Origin of the sequence: Pantoea sp. JGM49, assembly GCF_018257655.1 — a bacterium.
Lineage (GTDB): Bacteria > Pseudomonadota > Gammaproteobacteria > Enterobacterales > Enterobacteriaceae > Pantoea > Pantoea communis.
This window is the reverse complement of record NZ_JAERJM010000001.1, coordinates 394,569-420,869: the sequence shown is the minus strand read 5'-3', so window position 1 is coordinate 420,869 and position 26,301 is coordinate 394,569. Positions and strand designations below refer to the sequence as shown.

The following is a 26,301-nucleotide window of genomic DNA, read 5'->3' as shown; positions in this document are numbered from 1 at the left end:
TCAGCGTTAACGCAGTCTGGGGCCGCTTTGGGGCTGGCGGTCCTCGCGCCGCTAACACGGTGCCTTCATGTCATTCGTTTGCCTTAGCACGAAAAAAGCTGCCACTCCGAGAAGTGACAGCCTGGCTAAGCAGTAATCTTATCTGTCAGTCAATACGCTGTTTAGCGCGATCTGACATTCACTTACGCGCTAGCTAAATTTTTCCGCCCACCAGAGCCGCAATTTCAATCCCCAACTGCTGCTCCAGCCGGTGGTGGTGCTCACCACTTTGCCCTGCTGCAATACGATAAAGGTCGGTGTCACGCTGATATCCCAGCGTTGACTCACTGCACCGTTTTCATCGTTCACCGCTGGGCCTTGCAGCCCTTTCTTCTCCAACCAGGTCGCAACACGCGAGTCATCACCCGACCGCAATGCCACGCTCACCACCTGCGTACCGCTCTGGCTGAGCGCGGCTACCGTTGGCGTGGTGAGTTTGCACACCCCGCACCAGGTGGCCCACACATACACCAGCACCGGCTTGTCCTGGCTTAATGTGGCCAGATTGACTTCGCCTTGCAGCGTCGTTAGCGGCTGTTGTGCCAGATCGGCTGGCAGCTGCGGGGCGCGCAGCCAATCCATCCCCCAAATGACAGCAGCGGCGATCAGCACCAGCCAGAGCGCTTCACGCAGCCAGCGCTTAATGCGCATCATGGCTTCGCCTGCAACGCGCCCTTCACTGCCGCTTCGAGTTGCGCATACGGCACCGCGCCGCTGATCAGCTCATTGCCCACCAGCGTGGCGGGTGTGCCCTGAACACCTAACTGCTGCGCCAGCGTCAGGTTCTCGTTGATGGTATCGAGGCTGGCTTTGCTGGGTTCTTTCAGCTTAATGCCGGTTTTATCCAGCGCCGCGGCAATGCTCGCTTCGTCGTGGTTGCCCTTTTTCGCCATCAACCGCTCGTGGAGTTTCAGGAAGTTTTTAGGTTGCTGTTCCCAAACCGTTAACGCCAGACGCGCGGATGTCAAAGAGGTTTCGGCACGATACGGCAGCGGTTTTAATACCACCGCCACCTGTGGATAGGTTTTCAGCAGCTTCTCAATATCCGCATCGAATTTCTTACAGAACACGCAGTTGTAGTCAGTGAAGTACACCAGCGTCAGCGCGGGTTTTTCAGCGCCGATGCGTGGTGAACCCGCATCGTTGAACAAGGCATCGTGGTTTTTCTTCACCATCTGCGCGACAACGCTCTGCTGCTGTTTCGCCGCTTCTTTATCAAAGGCATCCGCTGCTTCGGCCAGAATCGCCGGATTCTGCACCAGCGTTTCTCGAATCAGCTGTTTGATGCGTGCCTCTTGTTCAGGTGTAAAAGGTGCCGCCGCCAGTACAGGCATAGCCAGGAACATCAGTGACAGTAACAGGGATTTCTTGATCATTTTTTGGCCTTAGAGAGAGTAGAAATCACCGCTTCACGACTCAGCAACGGTGACAAAATGTGGCCATGCGGCAGTGCCGGGCCATAAATTTGGTTAAAAGGGATGGCGACACGGTCGCGTTTACGCAGGAATTCACCGATCGCCGGATCGGGCTGGGTCCAGTCACCGCGCAGCAGCACCACATCGTCGGCTTTCAGCGCGGCGTGCACGTCAGGTTGATTCAGCACGCGGGATTTATTCACCTTGCAGGTAATGCACCAGTCGGCGGTGACATCGACAAACACGCGTTTATCTTGCTCCAGCGCCTGATTGATTGCCGCTTCGGTCAGCGGCTGCCAGTAGAGCGTTTCCTCCTCTGGCTCAATGCGCGTCATCAGGAATACCGCCCCCACCAACGTCAGAGTGATAAATACCACACCGGCTTGTTGCAGCGCCCGACGCTGAATTAACCAGCCACAGAGCACCAGCAGCAATACGCCACCCAGTACCGTGGCAACGGTGCTACCCCAATGCGGGATCAACAGCTTGACCAGCCAGAAGGTGGCGAGCAGCATTAACAGACCAAGCAGAGTACGCAGATGAATCATCCAGCGCCCCGGACGCGGCAGACAGCGCGCCAAACCTGGCAATGCCGCCACCAACAGCCATGGCAAGCTCATACCGATACCGAGTGCCGCAAACAGCAACCACAGCTGCGGCAAGGGTGCGGTTAGCGCATAGGCTACTGCGGTTCCGAGAAAAGGCGCGCTGCACGGCGTCGCCAGTAACGTAGCAAAAGCCCCCTGACCAAAATGCCCCAGCAGCCCGCTACCGCCCTGCGTTGCCAGTCGAGTATTAAGGCCGGAAGGTAAACGGAAATGCAGCAAATCGAACAGACTGGCGGTGAACAGGAACATCACCAGTACCATCAATAGCAGGAAACCACTGCTCTGGAACTGGATGCCCCAGCCCAGCGCCTGCCCGCTTAGCCGCAGGCCGGTCATCAACGCCGCGAGCAGCAGGAACGAAAACAGGATCCCAACGCTGGAGGCAAGAAATTGCTGCCTGGTCTGACGCCGCGATTGGCCTTGTTGCTGCACCAGACTACTGAGTTTGATTGCCAGTACCGGCAGCACACAAGGCATGAGATTAAGGATTAAGCCGCCCATCAGTGCCAGCAATATCACCGACCATAGGGTTTGTGGGTTTCCGCCTGTGACAAGTGGCTGCGCGCCGATGACCACCGAACTCTGCTGGGCAATTCCCGCGTCAACGACCACCAGCGACAAGGTTTTACCGCGCAAATCGGGTGCCGCTTCGCCCCACTCATCGGTGACCGCGACCCGAGCGGTGAGTATGTCGCCCTTCACCGTGATCTGCGGTGCAGCCAGCATGCTCCCTTGTGGATAGTCAAAGAACAGCTCAGGTTTAGTCCATCCACCCTGACGCTGAGCGCGGATTTGCAGTTCGCTATTGACGTTGCTGACGTCCAGTTGATCGGTCAAACCGCTTTCAGCGGGGATCTGCCCCATCGCCCGGGCGTAATCGCGGGCAAAATCGGGGTCAGCCTGCTGGTCGAGATCCAGCGTGAAAGGGAAATCGGTCAGAATGCAGACATCGCTACAGGTCGACAGCGTGAGCGTGCCGGCGAGGTGTTTATCTGACACCTTCGCCAACGTTATCGGCAGCGTGATATCGTCTTTATAGCCTTGGGTGGTGAGTCCGCTCACGTCAAAACGAGCAGGTGCTGGCCAATACCACGTGGCATTGACATCGGGGGTTTGCCAGCGAATTTCAGGGGCCACGCCGCCTTCGCCCGGCGACCGCCAGTAGGTTTTCCAACCCTTTTCCAGGCGGATATCCAGCAATATTTGCGCATCGGCGCCATTGTTTGCGTTGCGTAAGCGCACTTCTGCATGGCTGTTTTGTGCATTACGCAGCCAGCCTGTGTCGGCAGCGTGCACAATACTCGTGCAACTGACCAACAGGAGCAATAGGCTCCTGATAAAGAGATTCATTCATTTTTCTCCGGTGAATAACAAGGTTTACGCGATGGACAGCGTGGTGTTATTCCCGGAAGATACAGAAGGTCAGATGCCGCCGCTGTATCGGCGGAAAGAGGGGTTCGCGACGATAGCCGCTAACAGCATTGGACGGACATAGCGTGGTAAGCAGAGCCACGACCATCAATAAAAACGGCATGACGCTGTCGATAATCGGGGCAGCCGCGTGCAGTGATTTTCCGCTGATGGAGCAGAGTTTTTCGCCACCGAACGTTTCATGATCGCTGAACGACGAGGCGCTGATCTGCGCCTGAGGGGCACTCGGCAGATTAAAGCTACGCTGGGCGAGACAGAACGCCAGCACCAGACAAAGCAGTGCCAGAATCCATTTTGCGCGTTGTGCTGATTTGGTCATGCCATCGCCCCAGAGTAAAGTGCGGGCATTTTATGCACATGCAGCAGAAACACCAAGCTTTGCTGTGTAAACTTTTGTCTTGGTGTTTTGCGTGTCGATAGCGTAGCGGCGCAATACTTTCTGGCAGCTTGATTGCTGTCAGAAGGCGCGATAGATCTCGCCGCTACGGTTTTGTGCTTACCATTAAGGGTTAAACAATGTCATCCACCACACCGCCATCGACGCGCAATGCCGCGCCGGAGGTGGCCGAAGCTTGTTGCGAGCACACATACACCACCATATTCGCCACTTCCTCTACTGTGGCGGCGCGCTGGATCACCGAACTCGGACGCTGTGCCATCACGAACTCTTTTGCCAGCACCTCTAACGATTTTCCGGTACGTTTTACCTCATCTTCCATCATCGCGGCAAAGCCATCGGAGATCGTGGGGCCCGGCAGCACGCTATTCACCGTCACGCCGCTCCCTGCGGCCACTTTCGCCAGCCCGCGCGCCAGTGAGAGCTGCGCGGTTTTAGTCACACCGTAATGCACCATATCGGCAGGGATATTGCGTGCCGACTCAGAAGAGATAAATACCACGCGGCCCCAGCCACGTTTCACCATATCCGGCAACAAAGCGCGCGACAGTCGCACGCCTGACATCACATTGGTTTGCCAGTAGGCTTCCCAGGTTTCGTCATCGGTGGCATAGAAGTCCTTCGGACCGTAAATCCCGGCGTTGTTAACCAGAATATCGATGGGCGGTAACCCATTAAGCAACTGCTTCACGCCCTGCGCGCTACCCAGATCGGCAATAAAAGTATGAATTTTGGCCCCCGCCACCAATCCATTCAGCTTCTCACGCGCGCGGCTTACCGAGGCTTCACTGCGACCGTTAAGCACCACTTCGGCCCCACTCTCAGCCAATCCCTGAGCGATGGCGAAGCCAATGCCGCCCGTTGAGGCAGTGACTAATGCGGTTTTACCGTGCAAATCAATTTTCATACAGGTCTCCTTGATGGATGCGCAATATCATGCAGAACATCCATCAAGCCTGGTTGAGCGTATGAAATAGGCCTTATCAAATCATGCGGTTATTATCACGATCCGGGATGACCATAAGCGCTTGCGGCCCGTTTTCTTCCCCGCCAAATCGTCCACAGCGCCACCGTCAGCAGTAATAAAAGTGCCGGGGCAAAACCACATCGAGTTAACGGTTGTATTTGCTTGCACTTCCCTGCACACGATCCTTTTAACACGTTCCATACTGAGAACTTGATGCCTGAAGGAGTTATCGTGATGACGACTATTGCTATCGCCGCACCGGGCGCTATGGGCGCGGCCATCGGGGCTGTGCTTGCCCAGCACGGGGCGCAGGTGATTACCCCGCTAAGCCAACGCTCCGCCCAATCTCAACAGCGTGCACAACAAGCCAATATTGTCAACTGCAGCGCAGAGGCGATTTGCGAGGCCGATATTATCCTTTCAATCCTGCCGCCCGAATCGGCACTCAGCTGGGCGCAGCAGATGGCCCCGCTTCTGCAAGCTGCCGCACATAAGCCGCTGTATGTAGATTGCAACGCCATCAGTCCGGAGACGCTAAAGCAGGTGGCTCAGGTGATCGAAAGCACCGGCACACCCTTTGCCGATGCAGCGATTATTGGCTTGCCGCCGGGCGAGCAAAATCCCACCGGACCACGCTTATGGTTTGCAGGACCCCATGCCGGAAAACTGGCGCAGTTAAGTGATTATGGATTGCGGATACGGGTGATGAACGCTGAAAACGGCGCCGCCTCAGCATTGAAGATGGCGTACGCCGGTATCAACAAAGGCATTACCCTGCTGACCTCGGCGATGCTGATTAATGCCAGCCGCGTGGGTGCCGCCGAAGCGTTACGTGAAGAGATGCAGGAGAGCCAGCAGGCCCTGCTGAAACGAATGGAAAAAGCCGCCCCGGACATGCTGCCAAAAGCCTGGCGCTGGGCGGCGGAGATGGATGAGATTGCCACGCTCAATCAGGGCGAACTGGCCACCGACCAGCTTTATCGCGCATTAGGGGAAATCTGCCGCCAGCTGGCTGACGATCGCCAACACGATCAACAGTTCAGCGCCTTACTGGCGGACTTCTTTCAACCTGATGCAGACAAAGCGGGCTGAGCACTCACCGGCAGCCGCAGCTGACGCTGCAACCAGGCACACACGGCCGCTTCATCCGGGTCGGCCGCATCAAGTTGCAGCACCGGTCCCAGCGCCATCGGCTGCGCCGTTTCCGCCAGCTTTCGCAGTTCCGGCAGGTACTCGGCACCTGGATGGCCTGGCATGCGATCGGTCAATCGTGACTGATAGCGCGCGACCGCTTCGTCCGGTGTGATGGAAAGCCACAGCTCCAGTACCCGGGTAATGCCCGCCTGCTGCAATCCTTGCTGCAGCACTTCTTTGGGCTGGAAACCAAACCAGGCGTCAATCAGGTAAACGCAGCAGTTGGGAGCCTGTCCAACCACCTTCCAGATCGCCTGATAGGCCGCGCACCCCAACTGCCGGTTACGCAGTCGGTCCACCGGCGCGAAACTGGCCATAAACGGTTCTTTCAGGCTGTCCAGCGTCAGCACTGGAAAACCAAACTGCTCCGCCATGGCGCGTGTCAGGGTGCTTTTACCCGACGCGGGGATGCCGTTGACCAGCACCACCACCTTTTCTGCAGTGTGAGAAGTCATAGGATTTCTATCACCTCCGCCACACTGCTGGCCTGGCGTAACCGCATCAGCGTCTCTTCATCTTCCAGTAACGAGACGATGGCGCGAATGCCCTCTTCGATGTGCGCATTGCTGTCGCGCGCGCCGAACATGATCACGATATCGGCTTTGTCACTCCCTTCAAAAGAGATCGCCTCATCCAGCACAATCATGCTGAAGCAATCTTTCAGCACGCCCGTTTCCGGACGCGCATGCGGAATGGCTATCCCTTCCTCAAACACATAATAAGCGCCGTGCGTCAGGGTATTGGCTATCACCGCCTCCGGATAGGAATTCTTCACATATCCACCGCTCACCAACGGTTGTGCGGCCAGCGCGATCACTTCGCGCCAGTCCGTGGCGCTGATCCCCACCTGAATCGCATTCGCTTCTTGCAGCAGTCGCTTAATACTCATACTGCCTCCTTAAATTGATTTGCGAATGGTATTACGCAGTTCATCAATTTTAACGAACAGCGGATCAATTTCCTGACGAAAACGACGGCTTTTCGCAAAGATATTTAATGCACGATTATATTCCAGCATTAATTGTTTTTGCGCATCGACCGCTTGCGGATTAACAGCGAGCTGTTGTTCCAGCTCGCTAATTTTTCCACTGATGGTTTCTGCCTGAAGATCTATTTCTTGTGAATCCTGGCTCTTATTTTCTGAGCCCTTTTTCAAGAATCCAAACATAGCGTCTCCTGCCCCGAATGGCGCCAGGGCACCTCAGGTTTATTACGTCATGAGTGAGTCGTACTTAACGGAACAGTGAAATCTTTTCTACCAGCACATTGGTAACGGCATCATTTGCGGGCACCAGGAAGTTGCGTACGCTGTCATTCACTTTACCTTTTTCAAACGTCTGCTTGCAGTTTGCCACCCACTGCACATTCATTTCCGTGCCGACGTTCACTTTTTCGATACCGCTGCGCACGGCCAGGCGCATGTCTTCATCACTCACGCCCGTACCGCCGTGCAACACCAATGGGGTTTTAGTCGCTTCAGTAATATCGGCCAGACGCTGATGCTGAATATGCGCTTTACCGGTATACAGTCCATGTACAGTACCGATGGAGATGGCCAGCATATCAACGCCTGTTTCATCCACGAAACGCTTAGCATCATCTACGGTGGTGAAAGAAGCATCGTTCATTTCGACTTCTTTACCGTCTTCTGAGCCGCCAATCGCACCCAGCTCGGCTTCAACCGAAACCTGCAACGGTCGCGCCATATCAATCACGCGGCGGGTATTGGCAATATTCTCTTCAATCGGCAAATGCGAGCCGTCGTACATAATAGAGCTGAATCCGGCGTCCAGTGCCGTTTGAATCGCATCGAGATCTGAACAATGATCCAAATGCAGGCACGTCGGTACATTACGGCTTTCAGATAATGAGCGAATCGCATCGACTAATAATTTGTGTCCGAGATATTTCGCCGTGCCGGTTGAGATCTGAATCATTAATGGACTATTGGTTTTCTCTGCTGCTTTAAAAAAGGCCGGCAACATTTCCAGGCAGTGCAAATTAAAGGAACCAAGCGCTTTAAATTCACGTTGTTTAGCCACCTGTAACAGATCGGTAAAGTTATAAAGTTTCATGAAGCTTTTCCTCGTGGGATTTAGGGGATTTTCCGTTAACAAACCAGGCGATCAGAGTGATAAAGACAATAAAGAGTGCGACGAACAACCAGTTGCCCTGGAACGCATGACCCAATACCAGTCCGGTACTGATGACGTCAGAGTCACTGAAGGTCACACCGGTGAAGCCGTAGCTTTCGAGCATCGGTACCAGAATGGCCGGCAAAAAGGTGATAAACAGACCGTGTACAAAGCCGCCAATCATCGCTCCGCGGCGTCCACCCAGCGCGTTACCAAACACGCCAGCGGTGCCACCGGCAAAGAAGTTAGTGAGCAGCCCAGGCAGAATCATCGCCAGACCGAACATTGGGAATACCAGCATACCGACCACGGAACCCAGCGTTGTTGCCAGGAAGCCGACAATCACAGCATTCGGTGCGTAAGGGAACATTACCGGGCAATCGAGTGCCGGTTTGGCATCCGGCACCAGGCGCATAGCGATACCACGGAAGGCTGGCACCAGTTCGTTAAGCAGTAAACGCACACCGCTGTACAACACGAAGACACCCGCAACAAACTGAATCGACTGCATGAAGGCATACATCAGGTAGTTCATGCCGTTGCTGTACTGGCCGATAAATTCTGGGCCTGCTGCCACTGCCGGGATCAGGTACATCGGTACCATCACCACTGCCATCGACAGATAGGTGTCCTGCAGGAACTTGAAGTTGTCTGGCAGCTTGAGATCTTCCGTTGAGCGCGAGCCTTTACCGACCACCTTCGCCACTGCCGCTGTCAACAAGTAGCCAATGGTGCAGAAGTGTCCGAGTGCCACATCATCGGAATCCGTGATTCGGCGCACCACCGGCTGAGCCAGCGCTGGCATCACGACCGCCATAATGCCGCCGAAGATGCCGCCCGTCAGGATCAGCGGTAAACCTGTCAGCCCGGCTTTGTAGCCAATCACCGCGCCGATGGTTGCCATCCACAGCAGCGCCTGCCCGGTGAGGAAGATGTATTTGAACGGCGTCAGACGCGCGATGATGATGTTGACGATAAAGATCACCAACAATGTCAGCGCCACTTCTGATCCCAACTCGCGGCTGGCTAATCCGGCAATGGCGGCCACATCGGTGATATAGCCCTTCATGCCAAAACCGTGGGTGAAGATGGTATTCAGGAAGGTCAGCGTACCGACAATAATGTTGATACCCGCCATCATAATTAAGAAGCCCAGCAGCGTTTTAAAGGTGCCTTCCACCACCTTACCTGCGGATTTTTTCTGCAGTAGCAGACCAATCAGGGCAATAAAGGCGATCAAAATCGATGCCTGCCCTAATAAGTCTTTTACCAGGAAGTTGATCACACTATTCATGGTTAGCAACCTTCAGATTACGTTCTTTCATAAACGCCACGATTTTTTCTTCAATTTCTGCCTTGTCGGTCAGCTTATTGAGAATAATCACCCGTTTGATTTGCTCGGGGCTGGCATCGGCATTCAGGACATCCGCAAAGGCTTTTTGGGTTAGAATCATGTCGGATTTAAAAGCATTGGCTTCTGAAATCGTGGTGTGATCAATATCCGCTTCAATTTCGAGTTTCTTTAATACGGATTTGGCACTCATTTCGATAGCGAAACTGGAGCCCAGACCACATCCACAGACACATAATATTTTCAGCATGGCGTTTTCCTCACAGAATATGCAGTTGTTTAGCGAGTTTGTAATGATGCCCTTCGGTATCAACCAGGCGTTTTTTCATGCTTATAAGATCAATCGGTATCGGTCGATTACTGCCATTAATAATCACCGCTTTGTTGCGCATCCCCGACTGAATACAGCGCGCAACTTCACTGGCCATAATGGTGCCTTGATAAATCTCTTCACAGGTCGGGTCACCACTACGCAAGCCGTAACCGATAATAGTTTTACGAATTCGTACCCCTATTAGCGGCTCAATCTGTTTAATTAAGGTATCAATCGCGCCCTGAAAGCCCGGCGAGTATTCGCGGGTGTAGCCTTCAGAACAGAGGATTACCACACTGTTTTGTGCAGCAAGCCGTTGCGTGATGCGCTCTGCCAACTCTTGTGTTGGGATTTGGCACTCCGGAATCAGCGCAAAATCAGCATTGGATTTAATCGCTGACTGCAGCGTCAATTCACCACAATAACCGCCGAGCAACTCCACCATGAATACGCGACCGGTTAATGCACGGCCGGTATTTCTTAACTTCGAGACTTCTTTCAAGACTTGCTCACAAGCGGTAGAGAAACCAATGGTGTAGTCACTGCCAAAAACATCATTATCAATGGTCATGCCTACACCAAAGCAATTCACGCCGAATTCACTTAATGTATGTAAAAACTGTAATGAGCCATCCCCCCCGGCCATAATTAATACATCAATGCGCAGCGATTTGAGTTGTTTGGCGATCATCTCATACTCAGGGCGAATTAATTTTCGCGTGGTTCGTCCTGATTGCATCACGGGAATGGAAGTGATGGCATAGTCCACCAGATCGCGCTGTGACATTTCCTGATGGCGATTTTCTAATAAACCGGGAATGCCTCCATTAAATAACACCATATCCGCCTGCGTCATACGTGATATCTGAAACACAAAGTTATTTATTCCGGTAACATCGCCACCGCTTATCACTATGCCAATTCTCATTGTCATCACTCCGTATGCTGCGCGTCTGACATTCATTCTTCCGGTGAACGACTTTTCTATTTGCAACAGAGATCACATTTTTGCCATGTATTTCATTCCCTCTGACGTTGACAAGGATTAATAGCCACTGTTTTTTGTGATATTTATCACATTGCAATTCTTACCCATTATTTAACAAAACCAATAAAATCATCCGGTTATATTTATTTCATGGTGTGAAACGCATTTAGCCTGCCATCACGTTTTCGCCTGAGTTTCTTTCGATCTGAATTGTGATTGCCCGCGCATTTTTATCGGTACGCCGACTTTTCCCCACGAAAGATAAAGGGATAATGATTCAGTGCGTTATTTGTTGATCAGTGCCGATGAATGATTGACGTCACGTTTATCTGGCTGTCCAATATCGCAGCAAATAAATGACGAAGAAGAGAAAACATGACCAACTCGCAGGAGATGTTGCGTCAGCTCGCTGGCATAGTGGGCGACAAACAGGTATTGACCCATGCTGATGATAAAGCCTGGTACACCAAAGGATTTCGTGTCGGTCGCGGTGAGGCACTGGCAGTGATATTGCCGCAAAACTTGCTACAACTTTGGCAAAGTCTACAGGTCTGCGTGGCACAGGACGCTATTATCCTGATGCAAGCCTCGAATACCGGTGTGACCGGTGGCTCAACGCCGGATGGCAATGATTATGACCGTGAAGTGGTGATCATCAGTACCCGCCAGCTCAAGGGCGTGCAGGTGATCGATCAGGCGCGTCAGGTCATCGCCTTCCCCGGCACCACCCTGACCGAACTAGAGCACACGCTGCAACCGCTGGGACGCGAACCGCACTCGGTGATTGGTTCCAGCTGCATTGGCGCTTCTGTCGTGGGCGGTATCTGCAACAATTCGGGCGGTTCACTGATTCGCCGCGGCCCCGCCTTCACTGAGAAATCGCTGTTCGCCCGTATTCATGACGACGGTCGCCTGGAGATGGTCAATCATCTGGGTATTGATTTGGGTGAAATGCCGGAAGCGATGCTGAAGAGTCTGGCTGAGCAACAGTATCAAACCGGCGACCAGCCAGATTGGGACGGCAAAATCTGGGCCGATGATTACGCCGATCGCCTGCGTGATGTCAACGCTGACTCCCCTGCGCGTTTTAATGGTGACCTGCGTTATCTGCACGACAGTTCTGGCAGCGCGGGTAAAGTGGTGGTGTTTGCGGTGCGCTTGCCCACCTTTGAGGCCAGCGCGGGTAGCGATACCTTCTACATTGGCACAAACGATGAACGCGAATTGGTGGCACTGCGTCGTTTTCTCCTCACCGAGATGAGCGAACTGCCGCTGCAGGCAGAATACATTCATCGCAACGCCTTCGACTTAACCGTGCGGTACGCCAAGCATATGTATCTGGCGATCCGCAAACTCGGCCCGCAGGCTATTCCTAAAATGATGGGCAATAAAGCGAAGTGGGACGTGCGTGTCAGCCATCTGCCTTTCCTGCCGCGTAATTTTGTTGATCGGGCGCTGCAATGCTTTAACCAGCTCACGCCGAGCTTTATTGCCCCGCGCGTCATGGCTTATCGTGATGAATATCAACATCATCTGATGATTAAAGTCGATGCCCAGCAGACCCCTGAATTGCAGACGTTATTGCAGCAGTTCTTTGCCGGGCACAGCGGCGGCTTTTTCCATTGTGATGCCCGGGAAGGCGCAGATGCCTTCCTGGTGCGCTTTGGCGTGGGCGGGTGCACCATCTCTTATTGTGATGCGTTGGGTTATAACCCGAATGAAAGGCTGGTGGCCTTCGACGTGGCGCTACGCCGCAATGATGAGGACTGGCGTTTAACCTTGCCGGATCACTTAGCAGCGCAGGTGCAGGTTGATTCATGCTGCGGACACTTTTTCTGTTATGTGAATCATCAGGATTATGTGTTGAAGGAAGGGGTCGATGCGAAGGCGTTTAAGGAGGCGGTGAAAGTCTATCTGGCTGAGCGTGGTGCAAAGTATCCGGCTGAGCATAATGTGGGGCATCTCTATCAGGCATCGTGCGAGCATGTGGATCACTGGAAGCAGTTGGATCCGACTAATAGCTGCAACCCTGGCGTGGGTAAAACCAGTAAGAAGAAGTATTGGGGTTAAGGTTACAGGGTAAAAAGACTTTAGCTGTAGCGGCTTGAGTTATCACGCATCCTGATGCTGTTTGGTGGACAGGATGCGTGATTTTGCGACGTTAATATGCAGTGTGAATTACTTCGCGTACGCTTCGGTAGACAAGGTCAGCGTCACATCATCGTTTACCGCTGGCACATATTTATCCAGTTTGAAGTCCGAACGTTTGATCACGCCTGTAGCATCAAAACCAATCGCCTGCTTCTTCACCATCGGGTGCATGCCCTGTTGATTCAACGTCGCGTGCAGCGTGACCGGCTTAGTGATGCCTTTCAACGTCAGATTACCTTCCACATCAAACTTATTGTCACCCTTCGCCACCACTTTGGTGCTGTGGAACACAGCTGAAGGATATTTAGCCGTATTGAAATATTCCGTACCGAGGAACTCTTTGGTCAGCGCGGGCACATGCGTATCAATCTGTGAAACCGGCAACGTAACGTCGACGCGCGACTGCTCTGGATGATCCTTATCAAACACCAGCGTACCTTTGCTGTTGGGGATGTCAGCCGTTGGATGGGAAAAACCGAAGTGCGTCCAGGTCACAATAACCGAGGTATGCGCGGGGTCGAGGTCATAATGCATCGCCGCAGCCTGAGAGACAGGTGCATACAAAGCAGCGGCTGCCAACATTGGCAGGATTAAACGGGTAACGTTTTTCACTCAGCGTTCCTTTTAGATCGGGAGAATCTATTGAGTGTCTCGGAATCCCGGGCTGAGGAATAGTGAAGAGATTTGCCCGTGACCTTCAAATATATTCAAAAATATCAGTAGGTAATGGTTTAGTGTGGTGAAAGTTTTTTTGACTGATAGTATTCATAGCCTGTTAACTATGACATCTGTCATAGCAGAAAAAACTGTGGGATTGCGCACACAACACCGCATTATTTGATTGGCGATTCATTCAAGTAGTGTTCAATTAAAAATAGCGGCTTGCCCCGTATTTTGCTATGTTCTCGTTTATATACCTACAATCTGTAATGGAATTATTGATAAGGAAATCAACTTGCACAACGACTACATCATTTCTCAAATCGAGTCAGACAGGTCTCTAGCTCTGCGCTTAGAGAACGCCGTCAAAGGTGTGAGTGAAAATCTTGCAAAACAAATGAGCCAGATTGGCTCTGGTGTGACCCGGCTCAGCTGGTATACGTCATGTTTAACTGATAACTATCTCGACGTGTGTTCTAAATTGAAGGACGAAGATGTTAGATTTTTACTCGGCCTACGGGAAATTTACAAAAGGCAGAGCATTGCAGTTGATATAATACAAATATATGTGGAGCATGAAATAAAAAACCTTAACTCTCATGGTAGAGATAAAATAATTAAAGAGTTAAGCGGGTATGGTAGTCGAATAGCATCCAACTTTGGCTTAAGCAATGGAATTTCCCTATCCATTGCATTAGCTGTAACTCGTGGATTAAATATTTCTGGATTTCATGTCGGAAAATGGACGGCTATACCTGTAATGGCGACAGGGCTTTATGGTGTTGTTCAGGATGCTGCAGAATCAGCTGGAAGATTGAAAATGTTAAATCCATTATTTCATCATGTTCTTTACACTAAAAAATTATAAATGATGTACTTTATAGTGGAACCGGTTCTTGGCCATGTCATCAAGGATTCATTTTTCGACGAAAATACAGTAATTAAAAATTTAAAACATTTGCTCACCATGTCAGGAAATATGTAATCTTATGAGAAATTTAAAAAGCTTACTAAAAGATTTCCTTTGGATGCAAGTATTTACTGTGATACCCATTATATTTCTGGTGATCATTACATCATTTACCTATGACAGATGGCCTGAGAAAACCTGGGCTACGTTAGCAATAAGTACATTTATACTGTATGGAATATTGATTTTCCTCGCTAAGAAATTTTGGAAGTAACTTCGGACTATAAGGCGTTACGTGGCTGCATTGGGCGGAGAGATAAGTATTGATGTGACTTTGCCTAACGGTAAGCACATCGCTTTTCAACTTTGATTAACGAGTATTCGCCAGCGGCGGCGTTCGCGCATTAAGCGGGTATGAAGCTGCTGGATAAGGGGCAATGTCAGGGATGCAACCGCATCGCGCGTGAGGGTCGGCAATCCCTGCTGTTGTCGTAACCCCTGCAGTGCGACTTCCGCGTTATCGCTGGCATCGCACTGTTCGCGCAGTGTGGCTTGCCAGGCCGCTAAGGTTTGCGGCGTGATAATATCTAGCTCTGCCACGATTTCGCGTAAAAAGCGTTTGCAGTGTCCAAGCAGCGTTTGCCATGGAATCTGTGGCGACTGCAGTGCCAGCATTAGCCCATCGACATCCGCCACGCGCTGGTAGCGTGCCGACACCACATAGCCAATTTGCTGATCGACCCGTAATCGCTGGAAAAAGCGCGGTTCCAGCAACAACGACAGCGCGCGCAGTGCGGCTAATTGCCTGTCATCAGCTAGCGGCAGCGGAATAAACAGCAACAGCGCCTGATCGCCTCCGGTACAAGGGACCGGCTTAATGCCCCGCTGCAAGCGCGGCGGCTGTGCACCGCTTACTAAATCAGGCGTAAAGTCGCTGAGCAGATGCGATACTCGCTGATGCAATGACGTGTGCTTACCGCACCATGCTGCCAGCCATCGAGTGTCACCGGCCGGGGCAATCAATTGAGCGGGCAAGGCGGCAAGAAGCTGCCGAATCACAATCGTTTGGGCATGCGGCAGCGGTTTTGGCTGGGGCGTCAGGTTCAGTGCCTCAAGTGCATGATGCACAGCCAGCAAAGCGTGTGACTCACAGACAGGCAGATTCAGCACCAACTGCCAGACCCCCTGCTTCTGCTGCCAACTGCCACTTCCTCCAGCATGCCGCAACGCCGCCAGCACTGGACGCAGCCGGGTTTGCCGGGCCTGCGCTTCGGCATCACTCATCGTGTGATAAAAAGCGGGTCGCAACAGCAAGGTTTCAACCTGTTGCCGGGGCGCAAAACGCGGCAGCGGCATTGCTATCGGTGATAACAGTGGCAATACGGCCGGTTGCGCAGTGGGATAGAAAAAGAATGCCGGCGTTGAGAATGTGCTCGGACTTTGCGGCAGCCCTTTTTTGCGCAGCAGCGTGAAACCTTGCGTCTGGACGCTTTCTGGCGAGTCCAGTTGCTGCTGAGTAAGCAAGCGTGAGCAAGGCGCCTGCGCCAATGCGGCGATAAAAGCACTGAAACCCTGCGGCACATAATCGGCAGGCGCAAAGCCCAGCGCCCGGCCACGCAACTGCTCCAGTGGCGATAAGCAGGCAAAATCATGCCGTGCCAGCTGCGCATAATGCTGCTGTTGCTCCGAAGAGCAGAGTTTGATGGCGTCTAAATGCTGCCAGAAGCAGTGTTCAATGTGATGAGCCTGCTCCGCACTGATTTTAGGCCCGCTAAATCGCAGTGCTAGCCAACCGTGTTGCGCATCCTGCCACAGCCATTGTCCCTGCAGCGTATCGCTTAATTCAGCCTCTCTGAGCGCGCTCAGCAGGCTGCCCGGTGCCTCATCTTGCCAGAACACGCTGAGCAAGGTGACATTGTCACGTAAAGTCCGTTCATCGCCGGATAACATCAACGTCAGCCAGAAGCTTTCATCACCTGCCAGCAGCAACATCACGTCGCCTGGAGGCTGTGTGAGTGTGAGATTTGAAGGTAAGATTTTTGCCGAGCTGATCGAAGAAAAATGCAGCGCCAGTTCCGCCAGCTCATCTAACGATTGCGGTCCCTGCAACCACAACTCCATGGCATTCGCGTGATAAAAGCGCTGATGGAAGACGCGCAACGCAACCTGCAATGAAGTGACATTGTCACCAAAAACCTGCTGATTGCCGACGCGAAAACGTTGAAATGCTCCGCCCAACCTATCCACCAGCGCCGTTTCGCAAAGCGTGTCGGCATGCTGTTGCAGAAGTTGACATTCCGCATCAATCACCGCCACTTCCTGCCGAATAGCCTGCTGGCTTAACAGTGGTGCGGCGATCATATCGCTCAACCGCTGCACACCCTCAGACAGGTTCGTTGCGGGAAGCTGGAAAAAAAAGGCGCTGTGGCTAAGTTGCGTGGTGGCGTTGACCTGCCCGCCGAGCTGTTGCACCCACGGCATCAGGCGCTCGCTATCTTTAAAACGCTCGCTGCCGCAAAACAAAAGGTGCTCCAGCAAATGCGCCAGACCCGGCCAGCGGTCGGGTTCATCCAGACTGCCCGCCTGCACGCGAATCAGGGCTGCAGCGTCGCGCGCATCGGCCTGATGATGCAGGTGGCAACGCAGGCCATTGGCTAACACCAGCTGGCGAGAGGTCATCAGGTGACTCGCTGCTTGAAGATCAGTTCAGAGTTGGAGCGATTGCGGAACTGAAGCTGGGCGATTCTGATATCGCTGCAGGTGGCTTCGCGGCGCGCTTCCAGGATCTTACCGTGATGGGGTGACTTACTGCATACCGGATCGGTGTTATCCGCATTGCCGGTCAGCATGTAGGCCTGGCAACGGCAACCACCGAAGTCTTTCTCTTTCTCATCACAGGAGCGGCACGGCTCCGGCATCCAGTCATAGCCGCGATAACGGTTAAAACCAAACGAGTTGTACCAGATGTCTTCCAGACTGTGCTCAAGCACTGATGGGAACTCAACCGGTAACTGGCGTGCGCTGTGGCAAGGTAACGCCGTACCTTCCGGTGTCACACTGAGGAAAATCGAACCCCAACCGCCCATACAAGGCTTTGGTCGCTCTTCGTAATAATCCGGCGTGACGAACAGCAGATTCGTGAGGTTGCCGGTTTCGCTCATTCGCTCACGGTACTCCGCCACTACCGATTCGGCATGGGCAATCTGTTCCCTCGTCGGCAATAAGCCCTGGCGGTTAAGATGCGCCCAACCATAGAATTGGCAGGTTGCCAGTTCCACGTCGTCCGCTTCCAGCTCAATGCACAGGTCGATGATCTTATCGATCTGGTCGATATTATGTCGATGCAGCACGAAGTTCAGCACCATCGGATAGCCGTGCGCTTTAACCGCTTTCGCCATCTCCAGCTTCTGCTGGAAAGCTTTTTTCGAACCGGCCAGCGCGGCATTGAGGGTTTCATCACTCGCCTGGAAGCTAATCTGAATATGATCCAGACCCGCATCCGCGAAAGCGTCGAGTTTTTTCGCCGTCAGACCGATACCGGAAGTAATCAGGTTGGTGTAGAAACCGAGATCGCGCGCTGCCTTGATCAACTCGGGCAGATCTTTCCGCGTCAGCGGTTCGCCGCCCGAGAAGCCCATCTGCACACTGCCCATGGCGCGCGCCTGACGGAACACCCCGATCCACTGCTCAGTCGTCAGCTCTTTCTCCTGTTGCGAGAAGTCGAGCGGATTCGAGCAGTATGGGCACTGCAGCGGGCAGCGATAAGTCAGCTCAGCCAACAGCCACAGCGGCGGCGTGGCGGTTTTATTCAGGTTCACGACAGTGGATCCATTTCTGTTCTACGGCGGATTGCAGGAATTCCTTCACGTCATCATCCACGCCGCCCGCTTCCGGGAAACGGCTGTTGAGAATGGCGATGATGGCGGCCACATCCTGTTTGCCGGTGACCAGTTCAAGGATCGCCGTCGCGGTTTCATTCAGCTTCGCCATGCCTTCGGGATACAGCACCACATGGCTATCCTGCGCCGCTTCCCACTGCATGCGATAGCCACGACGGAAGGCGGGAATCAGATTATCTTTCATCATGTTATACCAGTCTTGTGCTGTGCCAGGACACCTGATCGGTGACCGTGTGATAAGGCGGGCGTTGCAAAGAATACGCCATGGTCATGGCATCCAGCAGCGTCCAGAGAATATCGAGTTTGAACTGCAGAATTTCCAGCATGCGATTCTGCTGCTCAGCAGTGGTGAACACTTCCAGCGCCAGCGCCAACCCGTGCTCCACATCGCGGTTTGCCTGGCTCAGGCGGCTGCGGAAATAGAAGTAACCCTCTTCTTTGATCCACGGATAGTGCTGCGGCCAGCTGTCGAGGCGCGACTGGTGGATTTGCGGTGCAAACAGCTCAGTTAATGAGCTACAGGCCGCTTCCTGCCAGTTGGCGCGACGGGCGAAGTTAACGTAGGCATCCACAGCAAAACGCACGCCCGGCAGCACCAGTTTTTCGGACAACAGGACTTCACGATCCAATCCCACCGCTTCACCGAGTTGCAGCCAGGCTTCAATACCGCCTTCCTGGCCGTTGCTGCCGTCATGATCGAGGATGCGCTGCACCCACTTACGGCGGGTTGCGGGATCCGGACAGTTCGCCATAATCGCCGCGTCTTTCAGGGGAATATTGGTCTGGTAATAGAAGCGGTTCGCGACCCAGCCCTGAATCTGTTCACGCGTCGCTTCACCATTATGCATCGCGATATGGTATGGATGATGAATGTGGTAAAACGCGCCTTTGGCACGCAGCGCCTGCTCAAACTCTTGAGGCGATAAGGCTTCGGTGATAATCACGATGCGCTCTCCTGCAGATGAATCGCCATCCCGTCCCAGCTCACTTCAATGCCCTGCTGCGTCAGATACTGACGCTGCGGCGACTGCTCGTTGAGGATCGGATTGGTGTTATTAATGTGAATCAGAATTTTGCGTTGTGCAGGCAGTGACGCCAGCAGCGCCATCAGGCCATGCTCTTCCGCGAGGGCCAGATGCCCCATCGCTTTGCCGGTGTTTTTACCGACGCCAGTGGCGAGCAACTCATCGTCTTGCCAGACAGTGCCGTCAATTAACAGGCAATCGGCTTTCTCCAGCCACGGCATGATCACCGCATCGGGCTCGCCCAGACCTGGCGCATACAGCAGCGTCTGGCCATTGGCGGTGTTCTCAATAAATAGAGCGACGTTGTGGCCCGGTAACGGACGATCGCGATACGGCGAGTATGGCGGCGCGTTGCTGAGAATCGGGATGGCGGTGAACTGCAGGTTATGGCAGACATCGACGCGGAACGGTTCGAGTGGCGTAAGACCATGATGCTGCAGCCCGCCATTCCAGTGCTGCAACATGGTAAAAATCGGGAAACCGCTGGTGAGATCGGCATGCACCTCGGGCGTGCACCACACCTGATGCGGGCAGCCTTCGCGCAGACTGAGTAAACCGGTAGTGTGATCGATCTGACTGTCGGTAAGAATGATGCTGCCAATCGCCGTGCCGCGCAGCACCCCTTTTTTATTCAGCTCGGGTGTGTGGGCGATCTGCTGGCTGATATCTGGCGATGCGTTACACAGCACCCAATCTTCGCCGTTGTCACTGACAATGATCGAGGATTGCGTCCGCGCCTGAGCCTGAATCGTACCGTTGCGCAGGCCGCTGCAATTGGCGCAGTTACAGTTCCACTGCGGAAAGCCGCCGCCTGCCGCTGAACCGAGCACTTTAATAAACATGAGAGATAACCAGAATGAAAAATAAAATGCCCGCACGAATGGCGGGCAGAAAGTCTTAGCGGTTGGAGATGTACAGAGTCACTTCCAGGCCCAGACGCAGGTCAACAAATTCAGGTTTTTTCCACATAACTTTCTTCCTCAAAACAAATAACGCAGAGCAGGCTCTGCTGGAAATGCTTGCACCAGTAAACGAATTTTCTGGCAGCAAGGCACGACGCGGGCTGATGTTGCGCCAATGTAGCGGGCAGATCAACCCTGATTCGGTAAGGGAATTGTGCTAATCCTGCCAAATCTGTTGCAGGACGCGCAGCCAGTTCCCCCAGGCAAACTGCTCAATCATGACTTGATCATAGCCGAGCGACGTGAGCAGCGCATAGAGATGCGGTAGCCCTGAAACATCTTTCAACGCATCGGGCACGCTAATGCCGTCGAAATCCGAACCAAATGCTACGTTTTCTGGCCCCATTATTTCAACTAAATGATCCAGATGTTTAACAATTTCAATCAATGGCGTATCACTATCGCGCTTGCCATCCGGCCGTAAGAAAGCGTTACCAAAATTAATCCCTACCACTCCGCCACGATCGCGAATGGCACGCAGTTGATCGTCAGTCAGGTTACGCGGCTGGGCGCAAAGCGCGTGCACGTTAGAGTGGCTGGCCACCAGCGGTGCCGTTGAGAGCCGTGCAGTGTCCCAAAACGCTTTCTCATTCATGTGCGACACGTCAATCATCATGTGATGGCGATTGGCAGCAAGGATCAACTGCTCACCGGCGGAGGTCAGGCCCGGTCCGGTGTCTGGCGAATGCGGGAAAGCACCGTTTACTCCCTCACCAAATCGGTTAGGTAAGTTCCAGAAAGGCCCAATGCTGCGCACGCCTGCCTGATAGAAGGCATGCAGATCTTCGCCATCGGCATCGAATCCATCCGCCCCTTCAATATGCGCGACCATCGCCAGCACGCCATCCTGGCGACAGCTGGCAATATCCGAAGCCGTCAGGCATAAGCGGGCGCGCCCGCCGGACTGCGCTGCCAGCGTCTTGAGGATGTCGAGTTGCTGCCAGATAATATCCAGCGGCTGCCACTGCTCGTTTGCACGTTGTGGTGCCACTTCGTTGATGTAACGCTGCGGCGGGACAAACAGCGCAAAGAGCCCACCGGCAAAACCACCCTGCTGCATACGTGGAAAATCCAGATGCCCTTTCTCAATGCCAGAAAAAAAGGCGCCAGCGGGATCGTCACGATGATGCAGCCACAGATTAAGCAGCAGGTCGTTATGACCATCGAAGGTTTTAAATAACATAGGGGATCACACAGCGAGATATATAGGCGCTATGCTACTCGCGCCCGGTTGATTCGCCAAACAAAGGGGCACAAAGCGTTAGTTTTGTGCAACCTTTAGGCCATGATAAAAGGTGGGTTTGACGTCGAGATGCTGCTTAATCAGGCCCTGTTTTTGATAAAAATCGGCGGTGTCCTGCTGCTGCGCAATGGTGGCGTCATCAATGGCTTGCCAATGCGACTGGCGGCGTGCAAAGGACTTCGCCGCGGCTTCTTTCGGGAAGCCGATGATTTTCGCCAGCGTGGTGGAGTACGCATCAACATGGCTGTTCGCCCAGCGATCCGCCGCCGCAAGGCGATTAACGTAATCCTGCAGCGCTGCACGTTTGGCCTCGTCATTGATTGCCGCATCGGTCGCCGCGAGGAAGCTGTTGCCGCTGGAGAGGCCAACGCCATTGATCAGCACACGTCCAGTATGCGTGACTTCCGCCAGCGCGGTATAAGGATCCCAGGTTGACCAGGCATCCACTGAACCGTTGGCTAATGCGATGCGCGCATCGGCGGGTGTCAGGAAACGAAAGTTGGCGTCCTTATCCGTCAAACCGGCCTTTTCCAGTGCTTTCAGCGCTTCAAAATGGCCGATGGATCCACGCCCGGTGGCAATATTTTTCCCTTTGAGATCGGCCACGGTTTTAATTTTTGAATCCGGGCTAACCAATACCGCTAAGCCTTCAGGCACAGATTTACTCACCGCCACCGCTTTCACCTGCGAACCGGCCGCCAGCGAAAACAGCAGCGGCGCATCACCGATGATACCCGCATCGACGGCGCCCGCATTCAGTGCCTCCGCCAGCGGTGCCGCTGCCGGGAACTCCGCCCATTCGATTTTATAATTGAGATTATTGAGCTGCTGTGCCGCTTCCATCTCGGCATGCATATTGCCCTTCTGGTCGGCAATGCGCAGTGTGACGGTTTCCGCCGCAGCGGTTCCACTGGCAAGCATCACTAACAGGGCTAAAGCTTTTCTTTTCATTCTATTTTCTCTTATATCGCAAAACCCCAGACTACCCTGTTGTGCTAAAAGCCCAGATGCCGATTTCGTCTGAGGAAAATCATCCTGCGCATAAGCAGCACAACGCTTTTGGCCGTCGATTCTCATCATCCCACATTTGTTGTGAACGGTTGGGATAGCGAGGGTTCACAGAATGTGGGCCTGGCTGCTGCGGCAACTTCGCAACGAAATGTCAGTTACGCAATGTGGCTTGTCAGTTATGCGTGAGCAGCGTGCGGCGATGTGGTCCAGACTGAGTACAGACCCATAAGGAGAACCTCATGCTGAACCACCCTGCTGAAAAATACCGCCCCTTTCCGGTGATTGAATTGCCTGACCGTCAGTGGCCCTCGCGCCAGCTCACCCAGGCACCGCGCTGGCTGTCCACCGATCTGCGTGACGGCAACCAGGCGCTGGCGACACCCATGGACAGCGCCCGCAAGCTGGAGTTTTGGCAGCTGTTACTGCGCTGCGGCTTCAAAGAGATTGAAGTGGCGTTTCCTGCCGCCTCACAAACTGATTTCGACTTTGTACGCCTGCTGATTGAGCAGCATCATATTCCGCAAGGCGTTGCGATTCAGGTACTGACGCAAGCACGCAGCGATCTGATTGATCGCACCTTTGAAGCCCTGCGCGGCGCACCGCAGGCGATTATTCATATGTACAACGCCACGGCACCGTTGTTCCGCGAACGCGTATTCCGCCAGAGCAAAGCAGAGATCATTGAGCTGGCCTGCGCTGGGGCACGGCAAATCCGCGCCCAATGTGAAGCACAAAACGACACCGCCTGGACCTTCCAGTATTCACCTGAAACGTTCTGCTTTACCGAACCTGAATTCGCGCTGGAGATTTGTGAAGCAGTCGCAGCGATCTGGCAGCCGGGGCCTGAACGCCCGATGATTATTAACCTGCCCGCCACGGTGGAAGTGAATACTCCGAACGTGTATGCGGATCAGATTGAGTATTTCTGCCGCCACTTTAGCCAGCGATCGCAGGTGGCGATTTGCGTGCATCCGCATAACGATCGCGGCACCGGCGTGGCCTGCGCCGAACTGGCGATACTGGCCGGAGCCGATCGCGTTGAAGGCTGTTTGTTCGGTAATGGTGAGCGCACTGGCAATGTCGATATCGTGACGCTGGCTCTGAATTTATATACTCAGGGCGTAGCGCCGGAACTCGATTTCAGCGATATCCAGCAGGTGCTGGAAGTGGTGACACGCTGCAACCAGTTGCCGGTGCATCCGCGCCATCCGTACGCTGGTGAGTTGGTGTTTACCGCGTTTTCGGGTTCGCATCAGGATGCGATTCGCAAAGGCTTTGCCGAACGCAATGAGCGTCAGGAGGCGATCTGGCAAATGCCGTATCTGCCACTTGATCCGCTCGATATCGGTTGCAGCTACGAAGCGGTGATTCGCGTCAACAGTCAGTCCGGTAAAGGCGGTGCCGCCTGGCTGCTGGAGCAAAACCATGGCCTGCAGTTACCGCGCGGGTTGCAGCAAGACTTCAGCCGCACTGTGCAGCAGCAAACCGATGCTCACGGCCAGGAGATGACCCATCACGCGTTATGGCAGCTGTTCTGTCAGCATTACGGCTTAACGCAGCCTGCGCGTCGCTTGCTGGACGCGGAAAGCCATAGCGATGAGAAAGGTGAAACACGATTTAAAGCGCGCCTGCAGGATGGCGGACAAACGCTGACGCTGGAAGGCAAAGGCAACGGACTGCTGTCGGCGGCGGTCGCGGCACTGCGTCAGCGCTATGATCTGGCAATCAGCATTGAGGATTACCACGAGCATACGCTGGGTAAACGCAGTGACAGCCGCTCTGTTACCTATATTAGCTGTACCAATGCACGCGGCGAACGTGCCTGGGGTGTGGGCATCGATAATGATGTGACACGCGCCTCATTACAGGCGCTACTCAACGCAGCCCACGCTTTTCTGCCGCAGGAAAGTAGTTTGCCGGTGTAACGCCGAGCACGCGGCGGAACATCGCACTGAAGGCGCTCGGGCTGTCATAACCGAGTTCGAGCGCCACCGTTAACACCGTTTCGCCCTGCGCCAGCCGCGCCAGCGCCACGCTGAGGCGTGCGCGGCGCACCCAATCGCTGAACTGCAAGCCCGTTTCGCGGTTAAAATGACGCGCCAGCGTGCGTTCAGCGACACAGAGTTCGCTGGCCGCTCTCGCGAGTGTCCAGCTCTCGCCCGGTTGCTGATGAATTTGCTGGCACAGTGCACGCATCCGCTCACTTTCCGGCCACGGCAGGCCGAAGGGCAGCACATCCATTACGCGAATTTCATCGAGAATCAATTCATAAATGCGTTCCGCACGACTGCCAGAGGCGTAAGCGTCCGGCAATGCCAGAGCACTGACGATCAGCTCTCGCAGTAGCGGGGAAATCTGCACCACCTGACAACTGGCAGGCAGATCCGCTCGTGCGAGCGGATCGACAAACAGCGTGCGTGCCGCCACGGCACCCACAATCTGCAGTGCATGCCCGGTGCCCGCCGGTAACCACACGCCACGACTCGGCGGCACAATCCAGCTGCCCTGCCGGGTTTCGACTTTCACTACGCCGCTTAAGGTATGTATCAACTGTGCACAATCGTGGTGATGCCATGACTCAGCATCACCGTGCACATAATCGTGCGCATAAGGCACCAGCGGACGCTGGCTAAAATCGAAGTTGAGGCGCTGGCTCATTTAGCGCTTCAGGTATTGGTAAACCGCCGCCAGGTCCTGCTCGCCGTAACCGGCATCGACCGCCTGCTGCCAGACATCGACGATGTTCTCCAGCGCGGGCAGTTTGGTCTCACCCGCAGCATCCAGTGCCAGTCTGGCATCTTTCAAGGCCCACACCAGATGCATCTGCGGGGTGAAATCACCACTGGCGATCATACCCAGTTTCATTTTGGCGTACGGGGCTGCCAGCGGGCCACCATCCAGCACTTTCCACAGATCGTCGGTGCTGAAACCAAACTGCTCCGCCAGGCGTGTACTCTCCGCCAGACTTTGCATCAGGCCAATCAGCCAGCTGTTGACCACCAGTTTCATACGCGAGCTGGCACCCGCCTCACCCAGCCACTGTGTGCCTTTTCCAATTGCAGCAAACACCTGCTCAGCGGCCTGCGCTTTGCTTTGATCGCCGCTGGCCATCACCAGAATCTGCGCATTTTCGGCAGGCGCTTTGGTACCGGAAACCGGCGCATCGATAAAGAGCACGTCCGGACGTGCGTGTTGCAGGTCGGCAATCAGCGCATCAGTCGCTTCCACGCCAATAGTCCCCATCTGGCAGACGGTCGCGCCCTGCTTCAATGCACGGCTTGCTTCGGTCAGCGTCTGACGCGTGGTGTCGCCGTCAGACAGCATCGCGATCACCACATCGGCACCCTCTACGGCCTGCGCCGCGCTGTCGCTGAGTTGCAAACCGGCATCCAGAAGGTCTTCACCTTTGGCACGCGTGCGGTTCCAGCCGCGCACCACAAAATCTTTTTTCAGTAAGTTTGCGGCAAACGCGTGCCCCATTGCGCCCAAACCTAATACCGCCACGACGGGTTGCTGACTCATCTTGATTCCCTTTTATGCATTCAGACAAAACAGTCAGACTGACAGAAATTTCTGCGCGCAGCCAGGCGAGAGGTGCGCCG

Annotated in this window: 27 protein-coding genes and 1 pseudogene; 5 read left to right on the top strand and 23 right to left on the bottom strand. The window is 54.0% G+C overall.

The features are described from left to right. Positions 1 to 189 precede the first annotated feature (189 nt). From JK231_RS02145 to JK231_RS02125, 5 genes are all read right to left on the bottom strand, one after another. Complete coding sequence (locus JK231_RS02145; protein WP_097117190.1) at positions 190 to 693, bottom strand: protein disulfide oxidoreductase; 504 nt, start codon at positions 691 to 693, stop codon at positions 190 to 192. After that, positions 690 to 1,415, bottom strand: a complete 726-nt coding sequence (locus JK231_RS02140; protein WP_160832881.1) for a DsbA family protein — start codon at positions 1,413 to 1,415, stop codon at positions 690 to 692. The genes JK231_RS02145 and JK231_RS02140 overlap by 4 nt, the downstream gene beginning before the upstream one ends. Continuing rightward, a complete protein-coding gene (locus JK231_RS02135; protein WP_211727881.1) occupies positions 1,412 to 3,412 on the bottom strand; it encodes a protein-disulfide reductase DsbD domain-containing protein in 2,001 nt (666 codons plus the stop codon). Before JK231_RS02135 ends, JK231_RS02140 begins: the two co-directional genes overlap by 4 nt. A 49-nt stretch (positions 3,413 to 3,461) precedes the next feature. Beyond that, positions 3,462 to 3,812 (bottom strand): hypothetical protein, encoded by a 351-nt coding sequence (locus JK231_RS02130; RefSeq protein ID WP_211727880.1) that lies wholly within the window; start codon positions 3,810 to 3,812, stop codon positions 3,462 to 3,464. Between the two features lie 190 nt (positions 3,813 to 4,002). Beyond that, the gene (locus JK231_RS02125) at positions 4,003 to 4,797 is read right to left on the bottom strand and encodes an SDR family oxidoreductase (RefSeq protein ID WP_211727879.1); all 795 of its coding nucleotides are present in this window, start codon (positions 4,795 to 4,797) and stop codon (positions 4,003 to 4,005) included. 294 nt (positions 4,798 to 5,091) lie between these two features. Here JK231_RS02125 and JK231_RS02120 point away from each other — a divergent pair, with 294 nt between their 5' ends. Next, positions 5,092 to 5,949 carry an NAD(P)-dependent oxidoreductase gene (locus tag JK231_RS02120; RefSeq protein WP_211727979.1) on the top strand — a complete coding sequence of 286 codons (858 nt, stop codon included), beginning with the start codon at positions 5,092 to 5,094 and terminating at the stop codon, positions 5,947 to 5,949. On the opposite strand, the gene JK231_RS02115 is transcribed toward JK231_RS02120, so the two are convergent. From JK231_RS02115 to JK231_RS02085, 7 genes are all read right to left on the bottom strand, one after another. Continuing rightward, the gene (locus JK231_RS02115) at positions 5,922 to 6,506 is read right to left on the bottom strand and encodes a glucokinase (RefSeq protein WP_211727878.1); all 585 of its coding nucleotides are present in this window, start codon (positions 6,504 to 6,506) and stop codon (positions 5,922 to 5,924) included. The two genes, JK231_RS02120 and JK231_RS02115, sit on opposite strands and share 28 nt — an antisense overlap. Then, a complete protein-coding gene (locus JK231_RS02110; RefSeq protein WP_211727877.1) occupies positions 6,503 to 6,940 on the bottom strand; it encodes a PTS sugar transporter subunit IIA in 438 nt (145 codons plus the stop codon). Before JK231_RS02110 ends, JK231_RS02115 begins: the two co-directional genes overlap by 4 nt. A gap of 9 nt (positions 6,941 to 6,949) precedes the next feature. Continuing rightward, complete coding sequence (locus tag JK231_RS02105; protein WP_097117196.1) at positions 6,950 to 7,219, bottom strand: hypothetical protein; 270 nt, start codon at positions 7,217 to 7,219, stop codon at positions 6,950 to 6,952. Between the two features lie 64 nt (positions 7,220 to 7,283). Then, entirely contained in the window at positions 7,284 to 8,126 is an 843-nt protein-coding gene (locus JK231_RS02100; RefSeq protein WP_034827288.1) for a class II fructose-bisphosphate aldolase, read from the bottom strand. Further along, positions 8,113 to 9,480 carry a PTS sugar transporter subunit IIC gene (locus JK231_RS02095; RefSeq protein WP_034827290.1) on the bottom strand — a complete coding sequence of 456 codons (1,368 nt, stop codon included), beginning with the start codon at positions 9,478 to 9,480 and terminating at the stop codon, positions 8,113 to 8,115. Before JK231_RS02095 ends, JK231_RS02100 begins: the two co-directional genes overlap by 14 nt. Further along, complete coding sequence (locus JK231_RS02090) at positions 9,473 to 9,787, bottom strand: PTS sugar transporter subunit IIB (RefSeq protein WP_034827292.1); 315 nt, start codon at positions 9,785 to 9,787, stop codon at positions 9,473 to 9,475. Before JK231_RS02090 ends, JK231_RS02095 begins: the two co-directional genes overlap by 8 nt. A gap of 10 nt (positions 9,788 to 9,797) precedes the next feature. Next, a complete protein-coding gene (locus JK231_RS02085) occupies positions 9,798 to 10,778 on the bottom strand; it encodes a 6-phosphofructokinase (protein WP_034827295.1) in 981 nt (326 codons plus the stop codon). A gap of 435 nt (positions 10,779 to 11,213) precedes the next feature. Here JK231_RS02085 and dld point away from each other — a divergent pair, with 435 nt between their 5' ends. Next, the gene (gene dld, locus JK231_RS02080) at positions 11,214 to 12,908 is read left to right on the top strand and encodes a D-lactate dehydrogenase (protein WP_211727876.1); all 1,695 of its coding nucleotides are present in this window, start codon (positions 11,214 to 11,216) and stop codon (positions 12,906 to 12,908) included. A 108-nt stretch (positions 12,909 to 13,016) separates the two neighbouring features. Here dld and JK231_RS02075 read toward each other — a convergent pair whose 3' ends face one another. Further along, positions 13,017 to 13,571: a YceI family protein gene (locus JK231_RS02075; protein ID WP_249221605.1), complete on the bottom strand. Its 555-nt coding sequence runs from the start codon at positions 13,569 to 13,571 to the stop codon at positions 13,017 to 13,019. A 373-nt stretch (positions 13,572 to 13,944) separates the two neighbouring features. Between JK231_RS02075 and JK231_RS02070 the strand changes: the two genes are divergently transcribed. Then, on the top strand, positions 13,945 to 14,517 hold the full coding sequence (locus tag JK231_RS02070; RefSeq protein WP_211727875.1) for a hypothetical protein: 573 nt from the start codon (positions 13,945 to 13,947) through the stop codon (positions 14,515 to 14,517). A gap of 316 nt (positions 14,518 to 14,833) precedes the next feature. Beyond that, positions 14,834 to 14,929, top strand: a pseudogene (locus tag JK231_RS25440) (transcriptional regulator); the annotation flags it as partial. Here the strand turns inward: JK231_RS25440 and pqqF are convergent. The 8 genes from pqqF to JK231_RS02030 form a co-directional block, all read right to left on the bottom strand. After that, positions 14,920 to 17,238 carry a pyrroloquinoline quinone biosynthesis protein PqqF gene (gene pqqF, locus JK231_RS02065; RefSeq protein ID WP_211727874.1) on the bottom strand — a complete coding sequence of 773 codons (2,319 nt, stop codon included), beginning with the start codon at positions 17,236 to 17,238 and terminating at the stop codon, positions 14,920 to 14,922. The pseudogene JK231_RS25440 and the gene pqqF sit on opposite strands and share 10 nt — an antisense overlap. Beyond that, positions 17,238 to 18,377, bottom strand: coding sequence for a pyrroloquinoline quinone biosynthesis protein PqqE (gene pqqE, locus JK231_RS02060; RefSeq protein WP_211727873.1), 1,140 nt, complete (start codon positions 18,375 to 18,377; stop codon positions 17,238 to 17,240). Before pqqE ends, pqqF begins: the two co-directional genes overlap by 1 nt. Continuing rightward, the gene (pqqD, locus tag JK231_RS02055; protein WP_211727978.1) at positions 18,364 to 18,642 is read right to left on the bottom strand and encodes a pyrroloquinoline quinone biosynthesis peptide chaperone PqqD; all 279 of its coding nucleotides are present in this window, start codon (positions 18,640 to 18,642) and stop codon (positions 18,364 to 18,366) included. The genes pqqE and pqqD overlap by 14 nt, the downstream gene beginning before the upstream one ends. 4 nt (positions 18,643 to 18,646) lie before the next feature. Further along, entirely contained in the window at positions 18,647 to 19,402 is a 756-nt protein-coding gene (pqqC, locus tag JK231_RS02050; protein ID WP_038647148.1) for a pyrroloquinoline-quinone synthase PqqC, read from the bottom strand. Continuing rightward, positions 19,399 to 20,325: a pyrroloquinoline quinone biosynthesis protein PqqB gene (gene pqqB / locus JK231_RS02045; protein ID WP_211727872.1), complete on the bottom strand. Its 927-nt coding sequence runs from the start codon at positions 20,323 to 20,325 to the stop codon at positions 19,399 to 19,401. Before pqqB ends, pqqC begins: the two co-directional genes overlap by 4 nt. Before the next feature lie 55 nt (positions 20,326 to 20,380). Next, positions 20,381 to 20,452 (bottom strand): pyrroloquinoline quinone precursor peptide PqqA, encoded by a 72-nt coding sequence (gene pqqA, locus JK231_RS02040; RefSeq protein WP_010617686.1) that lies wholly within the window; start codon positions 20,450 to 20,452, stop codon positions 20,381 to 20,383. A 150-nt stretch (positions 20,453 to 20,602) separates the two neighbouring features. Further along, complete coding sequence (locus JK231_RS02035) at positions 20,603 to 21,628, bottom strand: dipeptidase (RefSeq protein WP_097117205.1); 1,026 nt, start codon at positions 21,626 to 21,628, stop codon at positions 20,603 to 20,605. A gap of 78 nt (positions 21,629 to 21,706) precedes the next feature. Continuing rightward, on the bottom strand, positions 21,707 to 22,639 hold the full coding sequence (locus JK231_RS02030) for an ABC transporter substrate-binding protein (RefSeq protein ID WP_160832872.1): 933 nt from the start codon (positions 22,637 to 22,639) through the stop codon (positions 21,707 to 21,709). Between the two features lie 299 nt (positions 22,640 to 22,938). Here JK231_RS02030 and leuA point away from each other — a divergent pair, with 299 nt between their 5' ends. Continuing rightward, on the top strand, positions 22,939 to 24,624 hold the full coding sequence (gene leuA, locus JK231_RS02025; protein ID WP_211727871.1) for a 2-isopropylmalate synthase: 1,686 nt from the start codon (positions 22,939 to 22,941) through the stop codon (positions 24,622 to 24,624). Here the strand turns inward: leuA and JK231_RS02020 are convergent. Next, complete coding sequence (locus tag JK231_RS02020) at positions 24,575 to 25,357, bottom strand: helix-turn-helix transcriptional regulator (RefSeq protein WP_097117208.1); 783 nt, start codon at positions 25,355 to 25,357, stop codon at positions 24,575 to 24,577. The genes leuA and JK231_RS02020 overlap by 50 nt on opposite strands. Next, entirely contained in the window at positions 25,358 to 26,221 is an 864-nt protein-coding gene (locus tag JK231_RS02015) for an NAD(P)-dependent oxidoreductase (RefSeq protein WP_211727870.1), read from the bottom strand. Between the last annotated feature and the right edge of the window lie 80 nt (positions 26,222 to 26,301).

Excerpts from the sequence above, each read along its gene's own strand:
- JK231_RS02145 (WP_097117190.1), bottom strand. The coding sequence starts at position 693 with ATGATGCGCATTAAGCGCTGGCTGCGTGAAGCGCTCTGGCTGGTGCTG.
- JK231_RS02140 (WP_160832881.1), bottom strand. The coding sequence starts at position 1,415 with ATGATCAAGAAATCCCTGTTACTGTCACTGATGTTCCTGGCTATGCCT.
- JK231_RS02135 (WP_211727881.1), bottom strand. The coding sequence starts at position 3,412 with ATGAATCTCTTTATCAGGAGCCTATTGCTCCTGTTGGTCAGTTGCACG.
- JK231_RS02130 (WP_211727880.1), bottom strand. The coding sequence starts at position 3,812 with ATGACCAAATCAGCACAACGCGCAAAATGGATTCTGGCACTGCTTTGT.
- JK231_RS02125 (WP_211727879.1), bottom strand. The coding sequence starts at position 4,797 with ATGAAAATTGATTTGCACGGTAAAACCGCATTAGTCACTGCCTCAACG.
- JK231_RS02120 (WP_211727979.1), top strand. The coding sequence starts at position 5,092 with ATGACGACTATTGCTATCGCCGCACCGGGCGCTATGGGCGCGGCCATC.
- JK231_RS02115 (WP_211727878.1), bottom strand. The coding sequence starts at position 6,506 with ATGACTTCTCACACTGCAGAAAAGGTGGTGGTGCTGGTCAACGGCATC.
- JK231_RS02110 (WP_211727877.1), bottom strand. The coding sequence starts at position 6,940 with ATGAGTATTAAGCGACTGCTGCAAGAAGCGAATGCGATTCAGGTGGGG.
- JK231_RS02105 (WP_097117196.1), bottom strand. The coding sequence starts at position 7,219 with ATGTTTGGATTCTTGAAAAAGGGCTCAGAAAATAAGAGCCAGGATTCA.
- JK231_RS02100 (WP_034827288.1), bottom strand. The coding sequence starts at position 8,126 with ATGAAACTTTATAACTTTACCGATCTGTTACAGGTGGCTAAACAACGT.
- JK231_RS02095 (WP_034827290.1), bottom strand. The coding sequence starts at position 9,480 with ATGAATAGTGTGATCAACTTCCTGGTAAAAGACTTATTAGGGCAGGCA.
- JK231_RS02090 (WP_034827292.1), bottom strand. The coding sequence starts at position 9,787 with ATGCTGAAAATATTATGTGTCTGTGGATGTGGTCTGGGCTCCAGTTTC.
- JK231_RS02085 (WP_034827295.1), bottom strand. The coding sequence starts at position 10,778 with ATGAGAATTGGCATAGTGATAAGCGGTGGCGATGTTACCGGAATAAAT.
- dld (WP_211727876.1), top strand. The coding sequence starts at position 11,214 with ATGACCAACTCGCAGGAGATGTTGCGTCAGCTCGCTGGCATAGTGGGC.
- JK231_RS02075 (WP_249221605.1), bottom strand. The coding sequence starts at position 13,571 with ATGTTGGCAGCCGCTGCTTTGTATGCACCTGTCTCTCAGGCTGCGGCG.
- pqqF (WP_211727874.1), bottom strand. The coding sequence starts at position 17,238 with ATGACCTCTCGCCAGCTGGTGTTAGCCAATGGCCTGCGTTGCCACCTG.
- pqqD (WP_211727978.1), bottom strand. The coding sequence starts at position 18,642 with ATGAAAGATAATCTGATTCCCGCCTTCCGTCGTGGCTATCGCATGCAG.
- pqqB (WP_211727872.1), bottom strand. The coding sequence starts at position 20,325 with ATGTTTATTAAAGTGCTCGGTTCAGCGGCAGGCGGCGGCTTTCCGCAG.
- JK231_RS02035 (WP_097117205.1), bottom strand. The coding sequence starts at position 21,628 with ATGTTATTTAAAACCTTCGATGGTCATAACGACCTGCTGCTTAATCTG.
- JK231_RS02030 (WP_160832872.1), bottom strand. The coding sequence starts at position 22,639 with ATGAAAAGAAAAGCTTTAGCCCTGTTAGTGATGCTTGCCAGTGGAACC.
- leuA (WP_211727871.1), top strand. The coding sequence starts at position 22,939 with ATGCTGAACCACCCTGCTGAAAAATACCGCCCCTTTCCGGTGATTGAA.
- JK231_RS02020 (WP_097117208.1), bottom strand. The coding sequence starts at position 25,357 with ATGAGCCAGCGCCTCAACTTCGATTTTAGCCAGCGTCCGCTGGTGCCT.
- JK231_RS02015 (WP_211727870.1), bottom strand. The coding sequence starts at position 26,221 with ATGAGTCAGCAACCCGTCGTGGCGGTATTAGGTTTGGGCGCAATGGGG.